17 protein-coding genes are annotated in these 17,766 nt (G+C 69.6%); 8 read left to right on the top strand and 9 right to left on the bottom strand.

The genetic code is table 11. The features are described 5' to 3' along the window. Positions 1 to 107: 107 nt before the first annotated feature. A complete protein-coding gene (locus R0232_RS36885) occupies positions 108 to 2,654 on the top strand; it encodes a PAS domain-containing protein (protein WP_431514174.1) in 2,547 nt (848 codons plus the stop codon). 10 nt (positions 2,655 to 2,664) lie between these two features. On the opposite strand, the gene R0232_RS36880 is transcribed toward R0232_RS36885, so the two are convergent. Continuing rightward, positions 2,665 to 3,534, bottom strand: coding sequence for a LysR family transcriptional regulator (locus tag R0232_RS36880; RefSeq protein ID WP_431514173.1), 870 nt, complete (start codon positions 3,532 to 3,534; stop codon positions 2,665 to 2,667). A gap of 112 nt (positions 3,535 to 3,646) precedes the next feature. Here R0232_RS36880 and R0232_RS36875 point away from each other — a divergent pair, with 112 nt between their 5' ends. After that, positions 3,647 to 5,017 carry an MFS transporter gene (locus R0232_RS36875; RefSeq protein ID WP_431514172.1) on the top strand — a complete coding sequence of 457 codons (1,371 nt, stop codon included), beginning with the start codon at positions 3,647 to 3,649 and terminating at the stop codon, positions 5,015 to 5,017. Positions 5,018 to 5,036: 19 nt separating this feature from the next. Here R0232_RS36875 and R0232_RS36870 read toward each other — a convergent pair whose 3' ends face one another. The 7 genes from R0232_RS36870 to R0232_RS36840 form a co-directional block, all read right to left on the bottom strand. Further along, entirely contained in the window at positions 5,037 to 7,160 is a 2,124-nt protein-coding gene (locus tag R0232_RS36870; RefSeq protein WP_431514171.1) for a putative bifunctional diguanylate cyclase/phosphodiesterase, read from the bottom strand. Between the two features lie 91 nt (positions 7,161 to 7,251). Next, entirely contained in the window at positions 7,252 to 7,665 is a 414-nt protein-coding gene (locus R0232_RS36865) for a transcriptional repressor (protein ID WP_093352239.1), read from the bottom strand. Positions 7,666 to 7,794: 129 nt separating this feature from the next. Beyond that, on the bottom strand, positions 7,795 to 7,947 hold the full coding sequence (hemP, locus tag R0232_RS36860) for a hemin uptake protein HemP (protein ID WP_431514644.1): 153 nt from the start codon (positions 7,945 to 7,947) through the stop codon (positions 7,795 to 7,797). Positions 7,948 to 8,218: 271 nt separating this feature from the next. Continuing rightward, positions 8,219 to 9,058 (bottom strand): isocitrate lyase/PEP mutase family protein, encoded by an 840-nt coding sequence (locus R0232_RS36855; RefSeq protein ID WP_431514170.1) that lies wholly within the window; start codon positions 9,056 to 9,058, stop codon positions 8,219 to 8,221. Positions 9,059 to 9,143: 85 nt separating this feature from the next. Further along, positions 9,144 to 9,935 carry a hydroxypyruvate isomerase family protein gene (locus R0232_RS36850; protein ID WP_431514169.1) on the bottom strand — a complete coding sequence of 264 codons (792 nt, stop codon included), beginning with the start codon at positions 9,933 to 9,935 and terminating at the stop codon, positions 9,144 to 9,146. Next, positions 9,932 to 10,735: an aldolase gene (locus tag R0232_RS36845; protein WP_431514168.1), complete on the bottom strand. Its 804-nt coding sequence runs from the start codon at positions 10,733 to 10,735 to the stop codon at positions 9,932 to 9,934. Before R0232_RS36845 ends, R0232_RS36850 begins: the two co-directional genes overlap by 4 nt. 32 nt (positions 10,736 to 10,767) lie before the next feature. Further along, the gene (locus R0232_RS36840) at positions 10,768 to 11,739 is read right to left on the bottom strand and encodes a Bug family tripartite tricarboxylate transporter substrate binding protein (protein ID WP_431514167.1); all 972 of its coding nucleotides are present in this window, start codon (positions 11,737 to 11,739) and stop codon (positions 10,768 to 10,770) included. Positions 11,740 to 11,935: 196 nt separating this feature from the next. Here R0232_RS36840 and R0232_RS36835 point away from each other — a divergent pair, with 196 nt between their 5' ends. Continuing rightward, complete coding sequence (locus R0232_RS36835) at positions 11,936 to 12,724, top strand: SDR family oxidoreductase (protein WP_281078770.1); 789 nt, start codon at positions 11,936 to 11,938, stop codon at positions 12,722 to 12,724. A gap of 29 nt (positions 12,725 to 12,753) precedes the next feature. Here the strand turns inward: R0232_RS36835 and R0232_RS36830 are convergent, their stop codons facing one another. Next, positions 12,754 to 13,377, bottom strand: coding sequence for a helix-turn-helix domain-containing protein (locus R0232_RS36830; protein WP_431514166.1), 624 nt, complete (start codon positions 13,375 to 13,377; stop codon positions 12,754 to 12,756). 108 nt (positions 13,378 to 13,485) lie between these two features. Here R0232_RS36830 and R0232_RS36825 point away from each other — a divergent pair, with 108 nt between their 5' ends. From R0232_RS36825 to R0232_RS36805, 5 genes are all read left to right on the top strand, one after another. Then, the gene (locus tag R0232_RS36825; RefSeq protein ID WP_431514165.1) at positions 13,486 to 14,388 is read left to right on the top strand and encodes a LysR substrate-binding domain-containing protein; all 903 of its coding nucleotides are present in this window, start codon (positions 13,486 to 13,488) and stop codon (positions 14,386 to 14,388) included. Between the two features lie 137 nt (positions 14,389 to 14,525). Next, entirely contained in the window at positions 14,526 to 15,608 is a 1,083-nt protein-coding gene (locus tag R0232_RS36820; protein WP_431514164.1) for an ABC transporter substrate-binding protein, read from the top strand. Next, positions 15,605 to 16,414, top strand: coding sequence for an ABC transporter ATP-binding protein (locus R0232_RS36815; RefSeq protein ID WP_431514163.1), 810 nt, complete (start codon positions 15,605 to 15,607; stop codon positions 16,412 to 16,414). The genes R0232_RS36820 and R0232_RS36815 overlap by 4 nt, the downstream gene beginning before the upstream one ends. Continuing rightward, positions 16,404 to 17,306 (top strand): ABC transporter permease, encoded by a 903-nt coding sequence (locus R0232_RS36810; protein ID WP_431514162.1) that lies wholly within the window; start codon positions 16,404 to 16,406, stop codon positions 17,304 to 17,306. Before R0232_RS36815 ends, R0232_RS36810 begins: the two co-directional genes overlap by 11 nt. 40 nt (positions 17,307 to 17,346) lie before the next feature. Continuing rightward, positions 17,347 to 17,745 carry a cupin domain-containing protein gene (locus R0232_RS36805; RefSeq protein WP_208513098.1) on the top strand — a complete coding sequence of 133 codons (399 nt, stop codon included), beginning with the start codon at positions 17,347 to 17,349 and terminating at the stop codon, positions 17,743 to 17,745. Positions 17,746 to 17,766 lie beyond the last annotated feature (21 nt).

Genomic DNA, 17,766 nt, shown 5'->3' with positions numbered 1-17,766 from the left:
CGGTCGCGAGACGGCCTGCCCGCCGACGCGGCACAGCCCGCGGCGCCCCTACGATACCGACCCTGGACAGGCGCACCAAGGGATACGCCCAGCACGCGGACGCACTCATGAAGAACGGCGAGACACACGGCGGGCCCGGCACCGCACTGCAGCACGAGGGACATTTCCGGCCCGACGGCACGCTCGCCGCCGCCTTCCTGCGCGGGCACGACTGGGCGCGCTCGGCGCTCGGTCCGCCGCAGGGCTGGTCCGGCGCGCTGCGCCACGCGGTGTCGCTGATGCTCGATTCGGCCCTGCCGATGTGGCTGGCCTGGGGCGACGCCCTGGGCATGGTCTACAACGAGCCGTACGCCCGGGTCCTCGGCGGCAAGCATCCCGCAGCTCTGGGCGCACCGCTGGCCGAGGTCTGGGCGGAGATCTGGCCCGAGGTCGGGCCGCTGGTCGAGACGGCGCTGGCCGGCAGCCCGGTCCATCGCGAGGACCTGCCGCTGGTCGTGAACCGCGAGGGGCTGGAGGAACAGACTTGGTTCACCTTCTCCTATGCGCCGCTGCGCGACGAACAGGGCGCCGTGCGCGGCCTGCTGTGCACCGTCTGGGAGACCACCGCCCAGGTGCTGGCCCGGCGCCGGCTGGCCGACAAGGAGGACGAGGCGACGCGGCGCCAGGCCCAGCGCACGGAGACCGAGGAGCGCTACCGGCTCGCGGTGCTGGCCACCAACGACGCGGTCTGGGACTGGCGCCTGTCCGACGGCCATGTGGTCTGGAACCAGGCGCTGACCACGCTGTTCGGCCACACGGAGGAAGAGACCAGCGCCGACTGGTGGCTCGACCACATCCATCCCGAGGACCGCGCGCGCGTCGAGACCGGCATCCATGCCGTGATCGACGGCGGCGGAACGGCCTGGACGCAGGAGTACCGCTTCCTGCGCAAGGACGGCAGCCATGCCGAGGTGTTCGACCGCGGCACCGTGCTGCGCGACGCGCAGGGCCGGCCGCTGCGCATGATCGGCGCCATGCTCGACCTGAGCGAGCGCAAGGCCACCGAGCTCGCGCTGCGCGAGAGCCATCGGCAGTTCCGCACCCTGTTCGAGACCATCGACGAGGGCTTCTGCGTCATCGAATTCCTCGACGGCCCGCACGGCCCGATGAGCGACTACGTCCACGTCACGGCCAACCCGGCCTACCTGGCCAATGCCGGCATCGCCGACGTGGTGGGCCAGCGGGTGCGCGAGATGGTGCCCGACGAAGCCGACGGCTGGGTCGACATCTACCGCCGCGTGCTGCTCACGGGCGAACCGGTGCGCTTCGAGCGCGAGCTGGTGCGAACCGGCCGCTTCCTCGAGCTGGCAGCCTTCCGCGTCGAGCCGCCCGAGCGTCGCCAGGTCGCGGTGCTGTTCCAGGACGTGACCCAGCGCCACCGCGCCGAGCGCGCGCTGCTCGAACTCAACGACTCGCTCGAGCACCGCGTGGCCGAGGAGGTCGCGCAGCGGCTCAAGACCGAGGAGGCGCTGCGCCAGGCGCAGAAGATGGAGGCAGTGGGCCAGCTCACCGGCGGCATCGCGCACGACTTCAACAACATGCTCGCGGTGGTGATCGGTTCGCTCGACCTGCTGGGGCGGCAGCTCGCGGCCGACGACGTTCGCGCCCGGCGCTACGTCGAGGCCGCGCGCGACGGCGCGAAGCGCGCCGCGCTGCTGACGCAACGGCTGCTCGCCTTCTCGCGCCAGCAGCCGCTGCGCCCCGAGTCGCTCGATGCCAACCGGCTGGTGGCGGGCATGTCGGACCTGCTGCGCCGCTCGCTCAGCGGCGCGATCCAGCTCGAGACCGTGCTGGCCGGCGGCCTGTGGCGCACGCATGCCGACCCCAACCAGCTCGAGAACGTGATCCTCAACCTCGCGGTCAACGGGCGCGACGCCATGCCCGACGGCGGGCGACTCACGATCGAGACCGCCAACACCCACCTCGACGAGCGCTATGCGGTCGAGCACCTCGGCCTCTCGTCCGGGCAGTACGTGATGATCGCCGTCAGCGACACCGGCTCGGGCATGCCCGCCGAGGTGGTCGCCAAGGCCTTCGATCCCTTCTTCACCACCAAGGAGGTGGGCCGCGGCACGGGGCTGGGCCTGAGCCAGGTCTACGGCTTCGTCAAGCAGTCGGGCGGCCACGTGAAGATCTATTCGGAGGTCGGCGAGGGCACGGCCGTGAAGGTCTACCTGCCGCGCCTGCTCGGCGCGCCCGCCGAGGACGAGAAGGCCGAGGCCGCCCCGGACACGCCGCTGGGCGGCACCGAGGAGCTGATCCTCGTGGTGGAGGACGAGCCCGCGGTGCGGCAGCTGACGGTCGCGGCGCTCACCGAGCTCGGCTACCGCGTGCTGCAGGCCGACGGTGCCGTGGCGGCGCTGAAGCTGATCGATGCCCATCCCGAGATCCAGCTGCTGTTCACCGACGTGGTGATGCCCGAGACCAATGGCCGCAAGCTGGCCGACGAGGCGCTGCGGCGGCGGCCGGAACTCAAGGTGCTGTTCACCACCGGCTACACGCGCAACGCGGTGGTGCACAACGGCGTGCTCGACGCGGGCGTGCACCTGATCGGCAAGCCCTTCACGATCGAGGAACTGGCGGTGCGCGTGCGCGAGGTGCTCGACGCGTCCTAGAACGCGGCGATCAGGGCAGCCGCAGCGCCTCGCTGTCGGCGAAGGCCCGGGCGAGATAGTCCATCACCGCGCGCACCGTGGCCGAGCGCTTGAGCTCGCGGTGCGTGACCAGCCAGATCGCATGCTCGAAGGGCGCGCCGCCGGGCTCGAGCTTCACCAGCGCGGGCTCCGCGTCGCCGAGGAAGCAGGGCAGGCCCGCGACGCCAGCACCGGCACGCGCGGCGACGAGCTGGCTGCTGATGTCGCCGAGCTCGCAGCTCACGGGGCGCTCGCCCGCGTTGCCGAGCAGCCAGCGCTGCTGGGGCATGTCGGCGAAGCGGTCGTCGTAGGCGATGAAGGTCCAGCGCGCGGGCTCCGCGAGGGCGGGGTAGTCGCGCCCCGCATAGAGCGCGAAGGGAATGCGGCCGACGCGGCGCGCGATGTTGTTCGGTTCGCTGGGCCGCACATGGCGCAGTGCGAGGTCCGCCTCGCCGCGGCTCAGCGAGACCTGCTGGGCCTCGGAGCGCACCGACAGCTGGATGTCGGGGTAGACCGCATGGAAGTCCGCCATGCGCGCGGCGAGGAAGTGCGTGGCCAGCACCGGCGAGGCGCTCAAGGTCACCTTGCCGCGCAGCGACACCTGCCGCGCCTGGCTGCGCCGCGCGATGGCGAAGGAGGCGCTCTCCATCGCCTTGGCCTGCTCGAAGACCTCGAGGCCCGCGGCCGTCAGGCGGCAGGCGCGCGGCAGCCGCTCCACCAGCGGCAATCCCAGCTCGGCCTCGAGCGCCGCCAGCCGGCGGCTCACCGTCGCATGGTCGACGCGCAGCGAGCGCGCGGCACCCGACAGCGTGCCAGCGCGGCCGACGGCCAGGAAATGGCGCAGGTTCTCCCAGTCGAACATGGTGTTGTTTATCTGTGCGTTTTCTCGCAGTGAGTCCGCGATTTTAGGGAATTCACGCACAGAACGCCGCGGCGCACCATCGCCTCCTCTTCATGGATGCAAAGGGTGGAACATGCGAACCGGATCGTCTTCGCGCCGGGGCACGCTGGTGGCCGCGTCGCTGGGCTTCGTCGTGGTGCTGCTCGACGTGAGCGTGGTCAATGTCGCGCTCGATGCGCTGCTGCGCGAGTTCCGCACCGACGTGGCCGGGCTGCAATGGGTGGTCAATGCCTACACGCTGGTGTTCGCTGCCCTGCTGCTGAGCAGCGGCGCGCTCGGCGACCGCTTCGGGCCGCGCCGCATCTACCTCGGCGGCCTCGCGCTGTTCACCGTGGCCTCGGTCGCCTGCGGCGCGGCGCCCGGGCTCGGCACGCTGGTGGCGGCGCGGCTGCTGCAGGGCGTCGGCGCGGCGCTGCTGGTGCCCAACTCGCTGCTGATGTTGCAGCGGGCCTTCGCGGACCCGGTCGAGCGCAGCCGCGCGATCGGCTGGTGGGGCGCGATCGGCGGCATCGCGATGGCGGCCGGGCCGGTGCTCGGCGGCGTGCTGGTCGCGCATGGAGGCTGGCGCAGCATCTTCCTGATCAACCTGCCGATCGGCCTGCTGGCCGGGGCCCTGACCCTGCGCCACGTGCCCGCCGACGGGCCAGGCCATGCGCGGCGCCTCGACGGGCCCGGGCAACTGGCCGCCGTGCTCGCGCTCGCCGCGCTGACGGCGACGCTGGTCGAGACCGGGCGGCTGGGCTGGACCAGCGCCTGGGTCGCGGGCGGGCTGCTGCTGGCGCTCGCGGCGGGCGGGGCCTTCGTCTGGATCGAGGCATGCAGCGCCGCGCCGATGCTGCCGCTGGGCCTGCTGCGCATCCGCGCCTTCGCGATCGCCTCCCTGTGCGGCGTGGTCGTCAACTTCGGCTACTACGGGCTGGTCTTCGTCTTCAGCCTGTTCTTCCAGGTCCAGCAGCACCTGTCGCCGCAGCAGACCGGCCTGGCCTTCCTGCCGATGACGCTGGTGCTGATGGGCGCCAGCGTGCTCGCGGGCCGGCTCGTCACGCGCATCGGCGCGCGGCGGCTGATGGTGATGGGGCTGGGCCTGGCGGCCTGCGGCTATGCGCTGCTGCTGCCGGTGCGCATCGAGGGCGCCTATGCCTGGCTGGTGCTGCCGATGCTGCTGGCCGCGAGCGGCACGGCGCTGTGCGTGCCGACGATGACCAACCTCGCGCTGTCCTCGGTCGAGGCCTCGCGCGCGGGCGTCGCCTCGGGCGTGCTGAATGCTTCGCGCCAGGTCGGCGGGCTGCTCGGGGTCGCGGTGTTCGGCCACCTGGTGCGCCACACCGCGCCGCAGGCCTTCCTGCGCGGCATGCAGCTGTCGACGGGCATCGCCGCCGTGCTGCTGCTGCTGGGCTGCGCGCTGTGCTGGTGGCGGCTCGAGCCGCTGCCGCGCGGCCGATGAAGGCGGTGGCGGGCCGCGCTCAGGCCGCGGCGCGCACCGCGAGCCAGTCGAACAGCTGCGAGGCCGGCAGCGCGCGCGAGTACAGGAAGCCCTGCAGCTCGTCGCAGCCCATCGTCAGCAGGATGTCGCGCTGGATCTCGTTCTCGACCCCCTCGGCCACCACGCTCAGGCCCAGCGCATGCGCGAGCCGGATCACGGCATCGACCACGGCGCGCGAATCCTCCTTGGATTCGAGGTCCTGCACGAAGCTGCGGTCGATCTTGACCTGGCGCGCCGGCAGCCGGCGCAACTGGCTCAGGCTCGAGTAGCCGGTGCCGAAATCGTCGATCGACAGGAACACGCCCACGGCCGCGAGGCCCTCGAAGGTGCGGTGCGTGGCGCGGATGTCCTCCATCGCCACCGACTCGGTGATCTCGCACAGCAGCAGCGAGGCCGGCACCGCATGCCGGGCCAGCGCGCGCTCGACGCGCTCGACGAAATCCACCTCGCGCAGCTGCATGACCGACAGGTTCACCGCCACCGGCATCGACAGGCCTTGCGTGCGCCACTGGGCGATCTGCCGGCAGGCCTCGTCGAGGATCCAGTCGCCCAGGCGCACGATCATGCCGAAGCGCTCGGCCAGGCCGATGAACTGCGCCGGCCCGATCAGGCCGAGCTCGGGGTGGTTCCAGCGCACCAGCGCCTCCACGCCGCTGAGCGAGCCGTCGCGCCCGTCCATCTTCGGCTGGTAGTGCAGCTCGAACTGGTTCAGGTCGACGGCCCGGCGCAGGTCGCTCTGCAGCCGCAGCTGCGCCGCCACGTCGGAGCCCATGTGCGATTCGAACATCACGTAGTTCGCGCCGCCGGCGCGCTTGGCGATGTACATCGCGGCGTCGGCATTGGCCACGAGCTTGTCGGGCTCGCCCTGGCCGGGGTAGACCACGATGCCGATCGAGCAGGCGATCTGCAGCGGCTTGTCCTGCAGCGAGAAGGGCTCGGCCAGCTTGCGCAGCGCGCGGTTGGCCACCTGGGCGGCCTCGGCCGCATCGCTCACGCCCTCGAGCAGCAGCAGGAACTCGTCGCCGCCGATGCGCGCCACCGTGTCGCCGTCGCCCGCGACATCCATCAGCCGCTTGGCCGCGGCACGCAGGATCTCGTCGCCGGCCGCGTGGCCGAAGGAGTCGTTGATCGGCTTGAAGCCGTCGAGGTCGACGAACAGGATCGCCACGCGTTCCTTCACCAGCGGCTGGTTGACGCGCGCCATGCGCGCCAGCGCGTGTTCCAGCCGGTCCTCGAACAGCACGCGGTTGGGCAGGCCGGTCAGCGCGTCGGTGAAGGCATGGCGCTGCAGCTCGCGGTTGGCGTGGGTGAGTTCGGCGTTGGCGTCCTCGAGCGACAGCGCCAGGCGCTGCGTGACCATCTGCATGCGGGCCTCGAGGATCGAGCCGAGCAGCGTGCCCAGCAGCAGCACGCACGACGCCAGCACCACGATGACCGTCAGCCCCGCGCCGTGCAGCTCGCCGGCGCTCAGGCAGACCGAATCGGGCGCAAAGTTGGCGGCCGCCATGCCCGTGTAGTGCATGCCGCAGATCGCCACGCCCATCACCAGCGCGGCCAGCAGCTGCACCGCCGGGCGCCGGGCGGCGCTCACGCGGCCCAGGTTGCGCATGATCAGCAGCGCCACCGCCGAGGCGCCGATGCCGACCAGCGCGGACAGCGCCACGATCACCGGCTGCCACAGGATGCCGGGCGCCATCTGCAGCGCCGCCATGCCGATGTAGTGCATGCCGCAGATGCCGCCGCCCATGACCAGCGAGGCCACGCCCAGCCGCCCGAGGCTGTAGTTGGGCCGGCTCGCGACCCACAGCGCCACGCCCGAGGCCGCGACCGCCGCGACCCATGACAGGAAGGTGTACCAGCCCGAGAAGCCCAGCTCGATCGGCAGCGTGAAGCCCAGCATGCCCACGAAATGCATCGACCAGATCCCCGTGCCCAGCACCACCGAGCCGACGCTCCACCACAGCGGCTGGAAATCCCCGCCGGGCCCGCGCATGCGCCGCGACAGGTCGAGCGCGACGAAGGAAGCCAGGGTGGCGATCAGCAGGGAGGCCGCGACGATCAGCGGGTCGTGGTGGGAAGGGAGAAAGAGAGACGGGGCGTTCACTGCCCGAGTATCTCGCGAGCTTGTAACAAGGGGTTGACGCGGGGGTACGACCCGCCGGGGCGTGGGCGCCTCACGTCGCGAGGGACGGCGGCTAGCGCCGCGCGCCGAAGGCCGTGACCACGTAGTCGGAGAGCTCGAAGCCCAGTTCCGCCGCGATGACCTTGAGGCGGTTCTCGATCTCGGGGTCGAAGAACTCGAGCACGTCGCCGGTCTTGGTGCACACCAGGTGGCCGTGGTGGCGCTCGCGGTCGTTGAGCTCGTACACGGCCTTGTTGTTGCCGAGCTGGCTCTTCTTGAGCAGGCCGGTCTGCTCGAACTGGGCCAGCACGCGGTAGACGGTGGCCAGGCCCAGGTCGGTCTGTTCGGCCAGCAGCTGGCGGTAGACGTCTTCCGCCGCCATGTGCCGCTGCTTGCTGGTGCGGAACAGGTCCAGCACCTTCAGGCGCGGCAGGGTGGCCTTGAGCCCGGTCTGCTTCAGGTCGGGAGCGGCGGCGTGCTCATCCATGCGCGTGCGTCCGGTCGATGTTCGTCGGCGTGGGAAAAAAATGCATGGCTGGCCGGTGAACCGATGGCTAGCAAAAAACGACCCTTGGAGACCGTTGAGTCTCGGAGTCGCCCCACGATGAAACTGAAACTACTTGGTCAGGATGAGCTTGCCCAGCTTGGTGGCCTGCAGCCTGTACACGAATCCGTTGTGCGAGATCTCGACCACCTTCTGGCCGCGCAGCAGCGCCGCACTGTCGAGACTGGCCGTCACCAGCGCGGCGTCGTCGAATGGACGAACCACCTCCGGCGCGGCGGCTTCGCGGGCGACTTCGTCCGCGAGCACCGGCTCGTGCACGAAGGCCTCCACCGTCAGGGCGACGGGCTGCGGCGTCGCGGCGCGGCGCACGCGCAGGGTCGGGCGGTGGCTGGTCAGTCCCGACGGGGACGGTTGGCTTCCTTGAGAGAGGAGAGCTTGCATGGTGGCGGTGAGCGCTTCGGGATGAAGCTGGTTGGTGACTTGGCTCGACTATAGCACTGAATGAGAGTGATTCTCATTAATGAAAACTGAATTTTCATGCGTCGGGTGAAAAGAGCGTGTTGAGCTCGCCGACCGACAGCATGCGTTCGTCCATCGCATCGAAGCGGCCGCGCGCGAAGGCCTCGCTCGCGAGCCGGCCCACCAGGCCCAGCGCCGCCTGCAGCGGGCCGCAGCCGAGGCTGATGCGACGTGCGCCGGCCTTCGAGAGGCTCTCGGCCGTGGGCGCGCCGGCATAGCCCGCGTACACGTTGACCGGCAGGGCCACCGCGCGTGACAGGCCTTCGATCTCCTCGGGGCTCGACAGGCCGGGCACGAAGATGCCGTCCGCGCCCGCCGCCGCGCAGAGCGCGGCGCGGCGCAGCGTTTCCTCGAAGCGCGCCGCCGGGTCGTCCCAGGGGACGATGTGGGTGTCGGTGCGCGCATTGATGAAGAAGCGCGCATCGAGCGCGCGGATCGCGGCGATGCGCTCGCACAGCACTTCGGGCGGCGCCAGCTCGCGCGTGCCGGGCCGCGTGCCGTCCTCGATGTTGATGCCGGCCACGCCCAGGTCGACGAGCGCGGCCGCCACGTCGCGCACCGCCTGCGAGCCGTCGCCGTAGCCGCGTTCGAGGTCCACGCTGACCGGCACGCGCGCCACGCGGCAGATGCGCGCGCAGGCCGCGATCAGTTCGTCGGCGGGCATCCGTTCGCCGTCCGCGTAGCCGAGCGACCACGCGATGCCCGCGCTGGTGGTGGCGATGGCGCTCGCGCCCGCGCGCTCGATGACGCGGGCGCTGGCGGCGTCCCAGGCGTTCACGAGGATCAGGGGCGCGGGGCCCGCGTGCAGGTTATGGAAGAGGTCGGTCCTGGATGGCGTGTCGTCGTTGCGTTGCATGGTCACCGGCTCCGTGAGGAGGAAGTTGGAAGTGACCGCAGCTTAGAAACGACGCGCCGTCGCGGCTTGGAAAAAACTGCTGTTCTCAGCGCGCCCGCAGTTCGATGCCGTGCGCTTCCAGCCACCCGAAGCTGGCCAGGGTGCCGTCGCTCGGGAAGTATTCGCAGCCGATCCAGCCCGTCCATCCGAGCTGCTTCAAGGCCCGGAACACCATCGCGAAGTTGATCTCGCCGCTGCCCGGCTCGTGCCGACCGGGCACGTCCGCGATCTGGACATGCGCCGCATGCGGCAGGCTCTGGCGCATGCGCTCGATGAGGTTTCCTTCGCCGCGCTGCAGGTGGAACAGGTCCAGCATGATCTTGAGGTTGTCGCGGCCCAGCTGTTCGATCAGCGCAATGGCCTGGGCCTGCCGCGTGAGCAGGAAGTTCGGTCGGTCGATCGCGTTGAGCGGCTCGATCATCAGGCTGAGACCGTGGCGCGCGGCGATGACGCAGGCGTCGTCGATGTTCCTTGCGAAGACCTCCCACGATGCCTCGCGGGTCAGGCCCGGCGGCACGCTGCCCGACATCGCATGGATCCGCGGGCAACCGATCTCGGCCGCGTAGGCGGCGGCGATCTCCACCGACGCGAGGAACTCGGCCCGGCGCGTCGCGTCGACAGCCAGTCCCCAATCGCCCCGGTCGACGTTGCCGGGCTGCGTGTTCATCGTCACGCACTGCACCTCGTGGCGCGCCAGCTCCGCGCGCAGCACCTTCGCGTCCACCTCGTAGGGGAACCAGATCTCGACCCCCTCGAAGCCGAGGGACGCGGCCGCCCCGACGCGCGCCAGCAGCGGCAGCTCGGCGAACAGCGTCGACAGGTTGGCCGCGAATCTCATGCGGGGTGCCGATTCGCCGCGAGGCAATCGGGATCGTCGCGCAGCACGCGCCGCGCGAAGTACAGGAAGGCCATGTCGATGACCTGCGGCTTCAGCAGGAAGTCGCGCGCTTCGCTCGCCAGGTGGTCGGGCACCGGACGGATGGTCCCCGCCGCCGACGCGCGCAACTGGTTCGCCGCCTGCTGCTCCATCCAGATGGCCAGCGTGGCCGCCTCGGCGATGCTCGTGCCCGCGGTCAGCAGTCCGTGGTGGGCCAGCAGCAGCGCCTTGCGGCCCGCCAGCGCCTGCGAAATGATGCGCCCCTCCTCATCGGCGATGGGAAGGCCGGGCCACTCCTCCAGGTAGCTGCAGTTGTCGTGGAACACGCAGGCGTCCATGTTCGCGACGATCAGCGGCTGCCCGATCATGGCCAGCGTCTGCACGGCCGGCGGATGGGTGTGGATGATGCATTTCACCTCGGGGTTGGCGCGATAGACCCAGGTGTGGAAGCGAGTCGCCGGATTGGGCAGGGAACGGCCATCGAGCGCCTGCAGCGCGTCGTTGGTCACCATGAAGCCGTCGGGCGTGGCCTCGTCGGCACCGATGCCGAACTTGAGCGTGTAGTAGGTGCCCGGCGCTTCGGCGCGCGCGGTGATCTGCCCCGCGATTCCGTTGGCCCAATGGCCCTCGGCGGCCAGCATGCGCGCGGCCAGGACCAGCTGCTCGAGCTCGCTGTAGGCGATGCCCGGCGCCTTGGCGCGCAGTTCGCGGTAATAGGCTTCCTTGATGTCCTGTTCCGAGCGTTGTGTCTCTGGGTTCATTGCTTCTTTCGGGAGTGGGGAGGGCGCATCGATCAATCGATGCGGATGTTGAATTGCCGGATGACCTCGCCCCAGCGCGCGTAGTCGGCGCGGAAGTAGTCCCTGAACTCGCTGCTCGAACCGCCACCCGGTTGCAGTCCGAGGTCGGCCAGCCGGCTCTTGATCTCGTTGGCCTGGAGCACGCGGTTCATCTCCGTGTTCACGAGCTGGATCACGGTGTCGGGCGTGCCGCGGGGCGCGAACAGGCCGTGCCAGTTGTCGCCCTCGAAGCCCGGGAAGAACTCCGACAGCGCGGGCACGTCCGGAAGCTGCGGATTCCTGGCCTTGCTGCCGATGGCCAGCGCGCGCACCTTGCCGCTGCGGATCAGGGGAATCGCGGTCGTGGTCGGCTCGAAGCCGATCGCCACCTGGCCGCCCATGAGGTCCGACAGGAACGGCGACTTGTAGGGAATGTGCGTGAGCTTCACATCGGCCAGGCTGGCGAACATCTCCATCAGGATGTGCGGCGCGGTGCCGACACCGACCGAGGCGTAGTCGATGGAGGTCGGCTTCGCCTTCGCCTGCTGGATCAGCTCGGGCAAGGTCTTGTAGGGCTGGGCCATTCCGGCCAGCAGCACGAACGCGAAGTTCGCGGTCCTGACGATGGGCGTGAAGTCCTGCAATGCCTGGTAGGGCATCTTCGTGTAGACGTGCGGACTCATGCTCATCACGGAGGTCACGCCCGCGAGCAGCGTGTAGCCGTCGGGCGCGCTGCGCGCGGCATCGGCCGTGCCGATCAGGCCCGCGGCACCGGGCTTGTTGTCGACGATCACCGTCTGCCCCAGCCCCTTGCCGAGCCCGTCGCCGAGCAGCCGCGCGAGCGCGTCGATCGACATGCCGGCGCCGAAGGGCACCACCATGCGGATCGGCCTGGACGGCCATGCGTTCTGCGCGAACGCGAGTCGGGGGGCCGCGCCCGCTGCTGCGGCAAGCAGGGTGAACCTGCGGCGATCGATGTCGAACATGCCTTCTCTCCGGTTGCTGGCGAAATTGCCTTCACGAATGCGGGCGGCGTGCGAGCGGATGTGCGCGGGCCGAATTGGGCGCGAGTATTAAACACAGGGTGTCTACTAGTCAACACGTTGACCAAAACGGATATTCTTTGCCGCAACGAAGGTCCTCCGGTCGGAGGACGGTTTGGCCCACGGAAGGAGAACGGCTTTGACGGCATTGGACGAATCGCGCAACGAGACGGAAGGCAACCCGCCCAAGGTGGCGGTGGTGACGGGCGCCGGCAGCGGCATCGGCAAGGCGGTGGCGCTCGCCATGCTGAAGGCCGGCTACAGGGTGGCGCTCGTGGGGCGCCGCGAACAGGTGCTTGCCGAGGTGGCGGCCCGCTCGGCGGCGCCGGACCGCGCGTTCGTCGTGCCGGCCGACGTGACGGACGCCGATGCGGTCGGCGAGATGTTCGAGCGGGTCAGGTCACGCTGGGGCCGCGTCGACGTGCTCTTCAACAACGCCGGCATCTCCGCGCCGCCGGTCGAGTGGCACGCGCTGAGTGCAACGCAGTGGCGCGAAGTGGTGGACGTCAACCTGAACGGCATGTTCTTCTGCCTGCAGCAGGCATTCCGGACGATGAAGGACCAGCGCCCGATGGGCGGTCGCATCATCAACAACGGCTCGATCGCGGCCCATGCGCCGCGGCCCAACGCGATCGCCTACACGGCGACCAAGCATGCGGTGAGCGGCATGACCAAGGCCGTCTCGCTCGACGGGCGGGCCTACGACATCGCCTGCGGACAGATCGACATCGGCAACGCGGCCACCGACATGGCCGACCAGTTCGCGCGCGGCATCCTGCAGGCCAACGGCCAGCTCGCGAGCGAACCGCTGATGGACGTGAACCTCGTCGCCGACGCCGTGCTGCACATGGCCGGCCTGCCGCTGGAGGCGAACATCCTGTTCCAGACCCTCCTCGCCACCAAGATGCCGTACATCGGCCGGGGCTAGTCCGCAGCCCGCCGCGAACGGCGAGATGGTCAGGTGGCGGACATCACGAGCAGCGCGCTGGCCTTGGCGCGGCCGACGCGGACGATCCGGTGCGTGAGGTAGCCCGGGAAATGGATGCAGTCCCCGGCGCGAAGCCGCTCGACGCGATCCTGGAAATGGATGTCCACGCTGCCCGTGAGCACGTACAGCAGCTCATGGCCTTCGTGCTGGGCCTGTATCGGTCCGTCGGAGGTGCCGGGGTAGAGGATGAAGGCACCGAAGCTGCTCGAGCGCGCATCCTGCAGCAGGGCCGCGAACTGATGCTGCTCGTCGGCCATGAAGCGCGGATGCAGCTCCTCCCCGCGGCTCACGACGATCGCCTCTTCGTGGATCACCTCGCCCACCAGGTGGCCGATGCCGCAGCCCAGTGCATTGGCCAGCTTGGAGATCATGGTCAGCGAAGGCGCCTTGAGGCCCCGCTCGATGCGCGACAGGTGCGTCTTGTGCACGCCGACCAGTTCGCCGAGGGCTTCCACGGTCAGTTGCCTGCTCTTGCGCAGCGCGCGGATGCGCAGTCCCAGCGCCGCGGGCGATAGCGGCGCGCTGTCGCCCTTGCTTTTCTTCGATGGGCGGGCTGCGCCGGCAGACGGCGGTTTCGACGATTCCAGGTCCATGGCCCGATCTTGTCATAGACGAAGCAGCCCCCGGTCCGCGCGAGGAGGGCGGCCGCGCGTTCGGCGCGCTTCTTGCATTGTTCGATCGATATCCCGGAGCGCCTTCACATGGATGTTCGACAGTTGCGCTATTTCGTGGCGGTCGCCGACGAATTGAGCTTTCGCCGGGCCGCCGACCGGCTGCACGTGGCCCAGCCCGCGCTGAGCCGGCAGATCCAGCAGCTCGAGGACCGGCTCGGCGTGCTGCTCGTCGAGCGCGACAAGCGCCACGTCGCGCTGACGCCCGCGGGAGACGCCGTGCTCAAGCAGGCGCGCACCGTGCTCGGGCTGATGCAACAACTGCCGGGACTCGCGCAACGCGCGGCCGCCGGCTGCAGCGCGCACCTGCGGGTGGGATTCATCAGCCTGGTGGCCAGCGAATTCCTGCCGATGCTCGTGCGCGGCTTCCGCAGCGAGTTCCCGAACGTCGACGTGAAGCTCAACGAGTTCCAGGTGCTGCAGCAGTTCGAGCCGCTGCTGCGCGAGGACATCGACGTCGCGATCCTGCGGCTGCTGAAGCCCGACGCCGCCATCGCGAGCTATGTCATCCAGCGGCAGAGGTTCGTGGTCGCGCTGCCCGAGGGGCACCCGCTGTGCCGCAGCGAGTCGCTCGCGGTCGGCGACCTCGCGTGCGAAGACTTCGTCTCGCTGCCCGCGGGCCCGGGCAAGAGCTTCGGCGGCCTCACCTTGCGCTTCTGCCGGGATGCCGGTTTCGAACCCCGCGCGATGCACGACGTCGGCGACTCGCAGGCCATGCTGGGCATGGTGGGCGCGGGCGTGGGTGTCGCCATCGTGCCGGAGGCCGCGCGGCATCTGCACACCGACGGCGTCGAATACCGGCCGCTGAACGGCCTCGAGGAACGCGCCGAGATCGCCATCGCCTGGCGGGCGCACGACACCAATCCGCTCGTCGGCGGGTTCGTCGATGCCGCGCGGCGCAGCTTTCCCGCGCAGTTCGCCACGCCGCCCTGATGCGCCCTGATGCCGCCGCGGCATCACGCCCGTCGCCATAAGTATTGGCCCGCGAACGCACCGCCTCGCACACTGAATGCACGTCGCGCGGCATGCCGCCAGACGGCCCCCGTCCACCCGCCAGCAGGAGCACCCCGATGCCATCTCCCCGCCATGCCCGCAGTCCTTCGTCGAGGAGCCGCCGCCGTTTTCTCGGCGGCATCGCCGGCGCGTCGATCGCGCCCGCGCTCTCGCCGTTCCTCATGCCGGGGACGGCCCTCGCGCAATCGGCGAAGCTGGGCACCGCGGACTACGGCGTGGCGAGCATCGATCCGCTCTATGCGATGGCCTATGTCGCCGCGAAGAAGGGCTACTTCGCGCAGGCCGGCCTCGACGTGCGGCCGCTGAACGCGCAAAGCGGGCCGCGGGCGAAGCAGATGCTCGCGGCGGGGCAATTGTTCGCCGCGACCTCCGGCGTGAACGATCCGGTCTCGCTGACCATCGCGGGCAAGCAGGCGGTGCTGGTCGCGGGCTTCGACAACCGGATCGCGTTCGCCAACATCCTCACCACGAAGAAGCTCCACGAGGGCGGCCTCAAGGACATCAGGTCGCTCGCCGGCCGCTCGATCGGCGTGACCCAGCCCCAGTCGGCGACCTGGCTCATGGCCATGTACCTGGCGGATCGCGCGGGCATCAAGGACAAGGTGCAGGTCCGGGCGCTGGGCGATTTCTCGACCATGCTCGGCGCCGTGAAGAGCGGGTCGGTCGACTGCTGCACGGCCACCTACTCGATGCTCAACAAGGCGAAGGAGGAGGGCTGGGGCGTTCCGCTGTTCGACGTGACCGACGACGCCAGCTGGAACACCACCTTCGGCGGCGACGTGCCGGGCGTCGGCCTCTACGTGATGCAGGACAGCATCGACAAGCGCCCCGAGGCCGTGCAGGCGCTGGTCACGGGCATCGTCAAGGCCTCCGACTTCATCCGCCAGACGGCGCCGGGCGACATCGTGTCGCTGATCGAGGAGGAGTACCTGCCGGGCTACGGCCGGCAGCTCTCCATCGACTCGGTGTCGGTGTTCAAGAAGATCTGGAGCGGCGACAACCTCATCACGCCGCAACACTACGCGCGCCTGATGGACGTGATGGGCGGGCGGCAGATCACGCCGCAGGAGATGAAGCAGGTGCCCTACGAGAAGATGGTGAACATGAGCTTCGTCAAGCGCGCGCGGGGTCTCGCATGATCGAGCTGCAGCACGTGAGCAAGGCTTATCTGAGTTCCACGCGCGAGACCTGGGCGATCGGCGACGTCTCGTTCCGCGTGGCCAAGGGCGAGTTCGTGGCGGTCGTGGGCCCGAGCGGCTGCGGCAAGAGCACGCTGCTCAACATGATGGGCAGCTTCATGGCGCCGAGCGCGGGCCGCATCGAGATCGGCGGGCGTGCCGTGCGGCACGGAACGATTCCCGACCGGCTGGGCTACATCTTCCAGAAGGACACCGTGCTGCCCTGGCACACCGTGGGCCGCAACATCGGGCTGGGCCTGAAGTTCCGCGGCGTGCCGAACCACGAGATCCGCGCGACCGTCCGCAGGCTGCTGGAGCTCGCGAACCTCTCGGGCTGCGAGGACATGCTGCCGCACCAGCTGTCGGGCGGCATGCGCCAGCGCGTCGCGCTGCTGATGACGCTCGCCTGCGAGCCCGAGGTGCTGCTGCTCGACGAGCCCTTCGGCGCGCTCGACAGCAACACCAAGATGACGCTGCACCGGGAACTGCTGGACATCTGGCAGAAGCTGGGCCAGACGGTCGTGATGGTCACGCACGACCTCGACGAGGCCGTGAGCCTGTCCGATCGCGTGATCGTGCTGTCGGCGCCGCCCAGCCGGGTGGTGCTCGACCACCGTGTCGACTTGCCGCGGCCGCGCGACGTGTTCGGGCTCCGCGACTCGGACGACTTCAGCCATCACGTGCGCGCGATCTGGGCCGTGCTCGGGCGCGAGTTCCAGGCCGCTCAAGGGCGCGCCAAGGGGCAGGGGGTGGCACATGTCGCCTGAACACGATGCCGCTCGCGCGCTGCAAGGCGCGCAGGACGATGCGGCGGCTCTGCGCAGCCGGGACTTCGCGGCCGCCGCGCGCAAGGCCGCGCGCCGGGAGGCCCTCGGCGTGCTCGCCTGGCAGTGCGCGATCTTCGCGGGCTTCCTCGCGCTGTGGGAAGGGCTGACCCGCGTGCCCTGGTTCGTGAGCAACACCTTCATGGACCCCTTCTTCATCAGCCGGCCTTCGCTGGTCGCGCAGCGCATCTACGAATGGACGCTCGGGAGCAAGGCAGGCTTCATCTGGCCGCACCTGGCATCCACGGTGCTGGCCACGGCCATCGGCCTGGTCGTCTCGGTGGTCACGGGCTTCATCGCCGGGCTGGGGCTGTCGCAGAGCCCGAGACTGGCCCGCATCCTGGCGCCGTTCATCACCGGCGCCAACTCGCTGCCGCGCATCGCCTTCGTGCCGCTGATCACCATGATCTTCGGCCTCGGGCTGGCGTCGAAGGTGGTGACGGCCTGGTTCATCGTCTTCTTCCTGGTGTTCTTCAACACCTTCAAGGGCGGGCAGAGCATCGAGCCGCACGTGATCAACTTCTGCCGCACCCTGGGCGCCTCGCGCTCGAACCTGCTGTGGAGCGTGCGCATTCCCTTCGTCTCGGGCTGGATGTTCGCCGCCTTGCCGAACGCGGTCGCGTTCTCGCTGATCGGCGTCGTGATCTCGGAGTTCGTGGGCTCGGACCGCGGCATGGGCTACCTGATCATCACCTCGCTGTCGACGCTCAACGCCACCGACATGTTCGCCACCATCACGGTGCTGTCCGTGCTGGGCATCGTGCTCGTTTCCGCCATTCGCCATGTCGAGCAGCGAACGATGAAGTGGTCGCCCGAGTTCCGCGACGCGCACTGAGCGCCGCCCCATCCATTCATTCATTCGAAGGAGAGACACCATGAACACCATTGCCGGCAAGCCGCACAAGCAGGAACCCACGATCGGGGGATCGATCTACGTCCAGCCCGAGCGCATCGAGTGGAAGCCCACGCGCTTCGACAAGGTCATGATCAAGGTCCTCTACGAGAACCCCGAGCAGGGCGAGATGACCTGCCTGCTCAAGCTCGACCCGGGCGCCTACATCCCGTTCCACAAGCACCCGGAGCTCGAGCAGACCCTGGTGCTGTCGGGCTCGGTGGAAGACCACGACGGCCTGGCGCAGGCGGGGGACTACATCTGGCGCAAGCCCGGTTCGTTCCACGACAACAGCTCGAAGACCGGTGCCGTGGTGTTCGCGGTCTATCGCAAGCCGAACATCTTCTTCCACGCCGCGTCGGGGGAGACGAAGGGCTTCTGAGCATGAGGCCCCGCACGGCGG

It is taken from the genome of Variovorax sp. DAIF25 (genome assembly GCF_050711835.1).
Classification (GTDB): domain Bacteria; phylum Pseudomonadota; class Gammaproteobacteria; order Burkholderiales; family Burkholderiaceae_C; genus Variovorax.
Note: the sequence above shows the minus strand (reverse complement) of the source record. Positions and strands in the feature narration are given on the sequence as shown.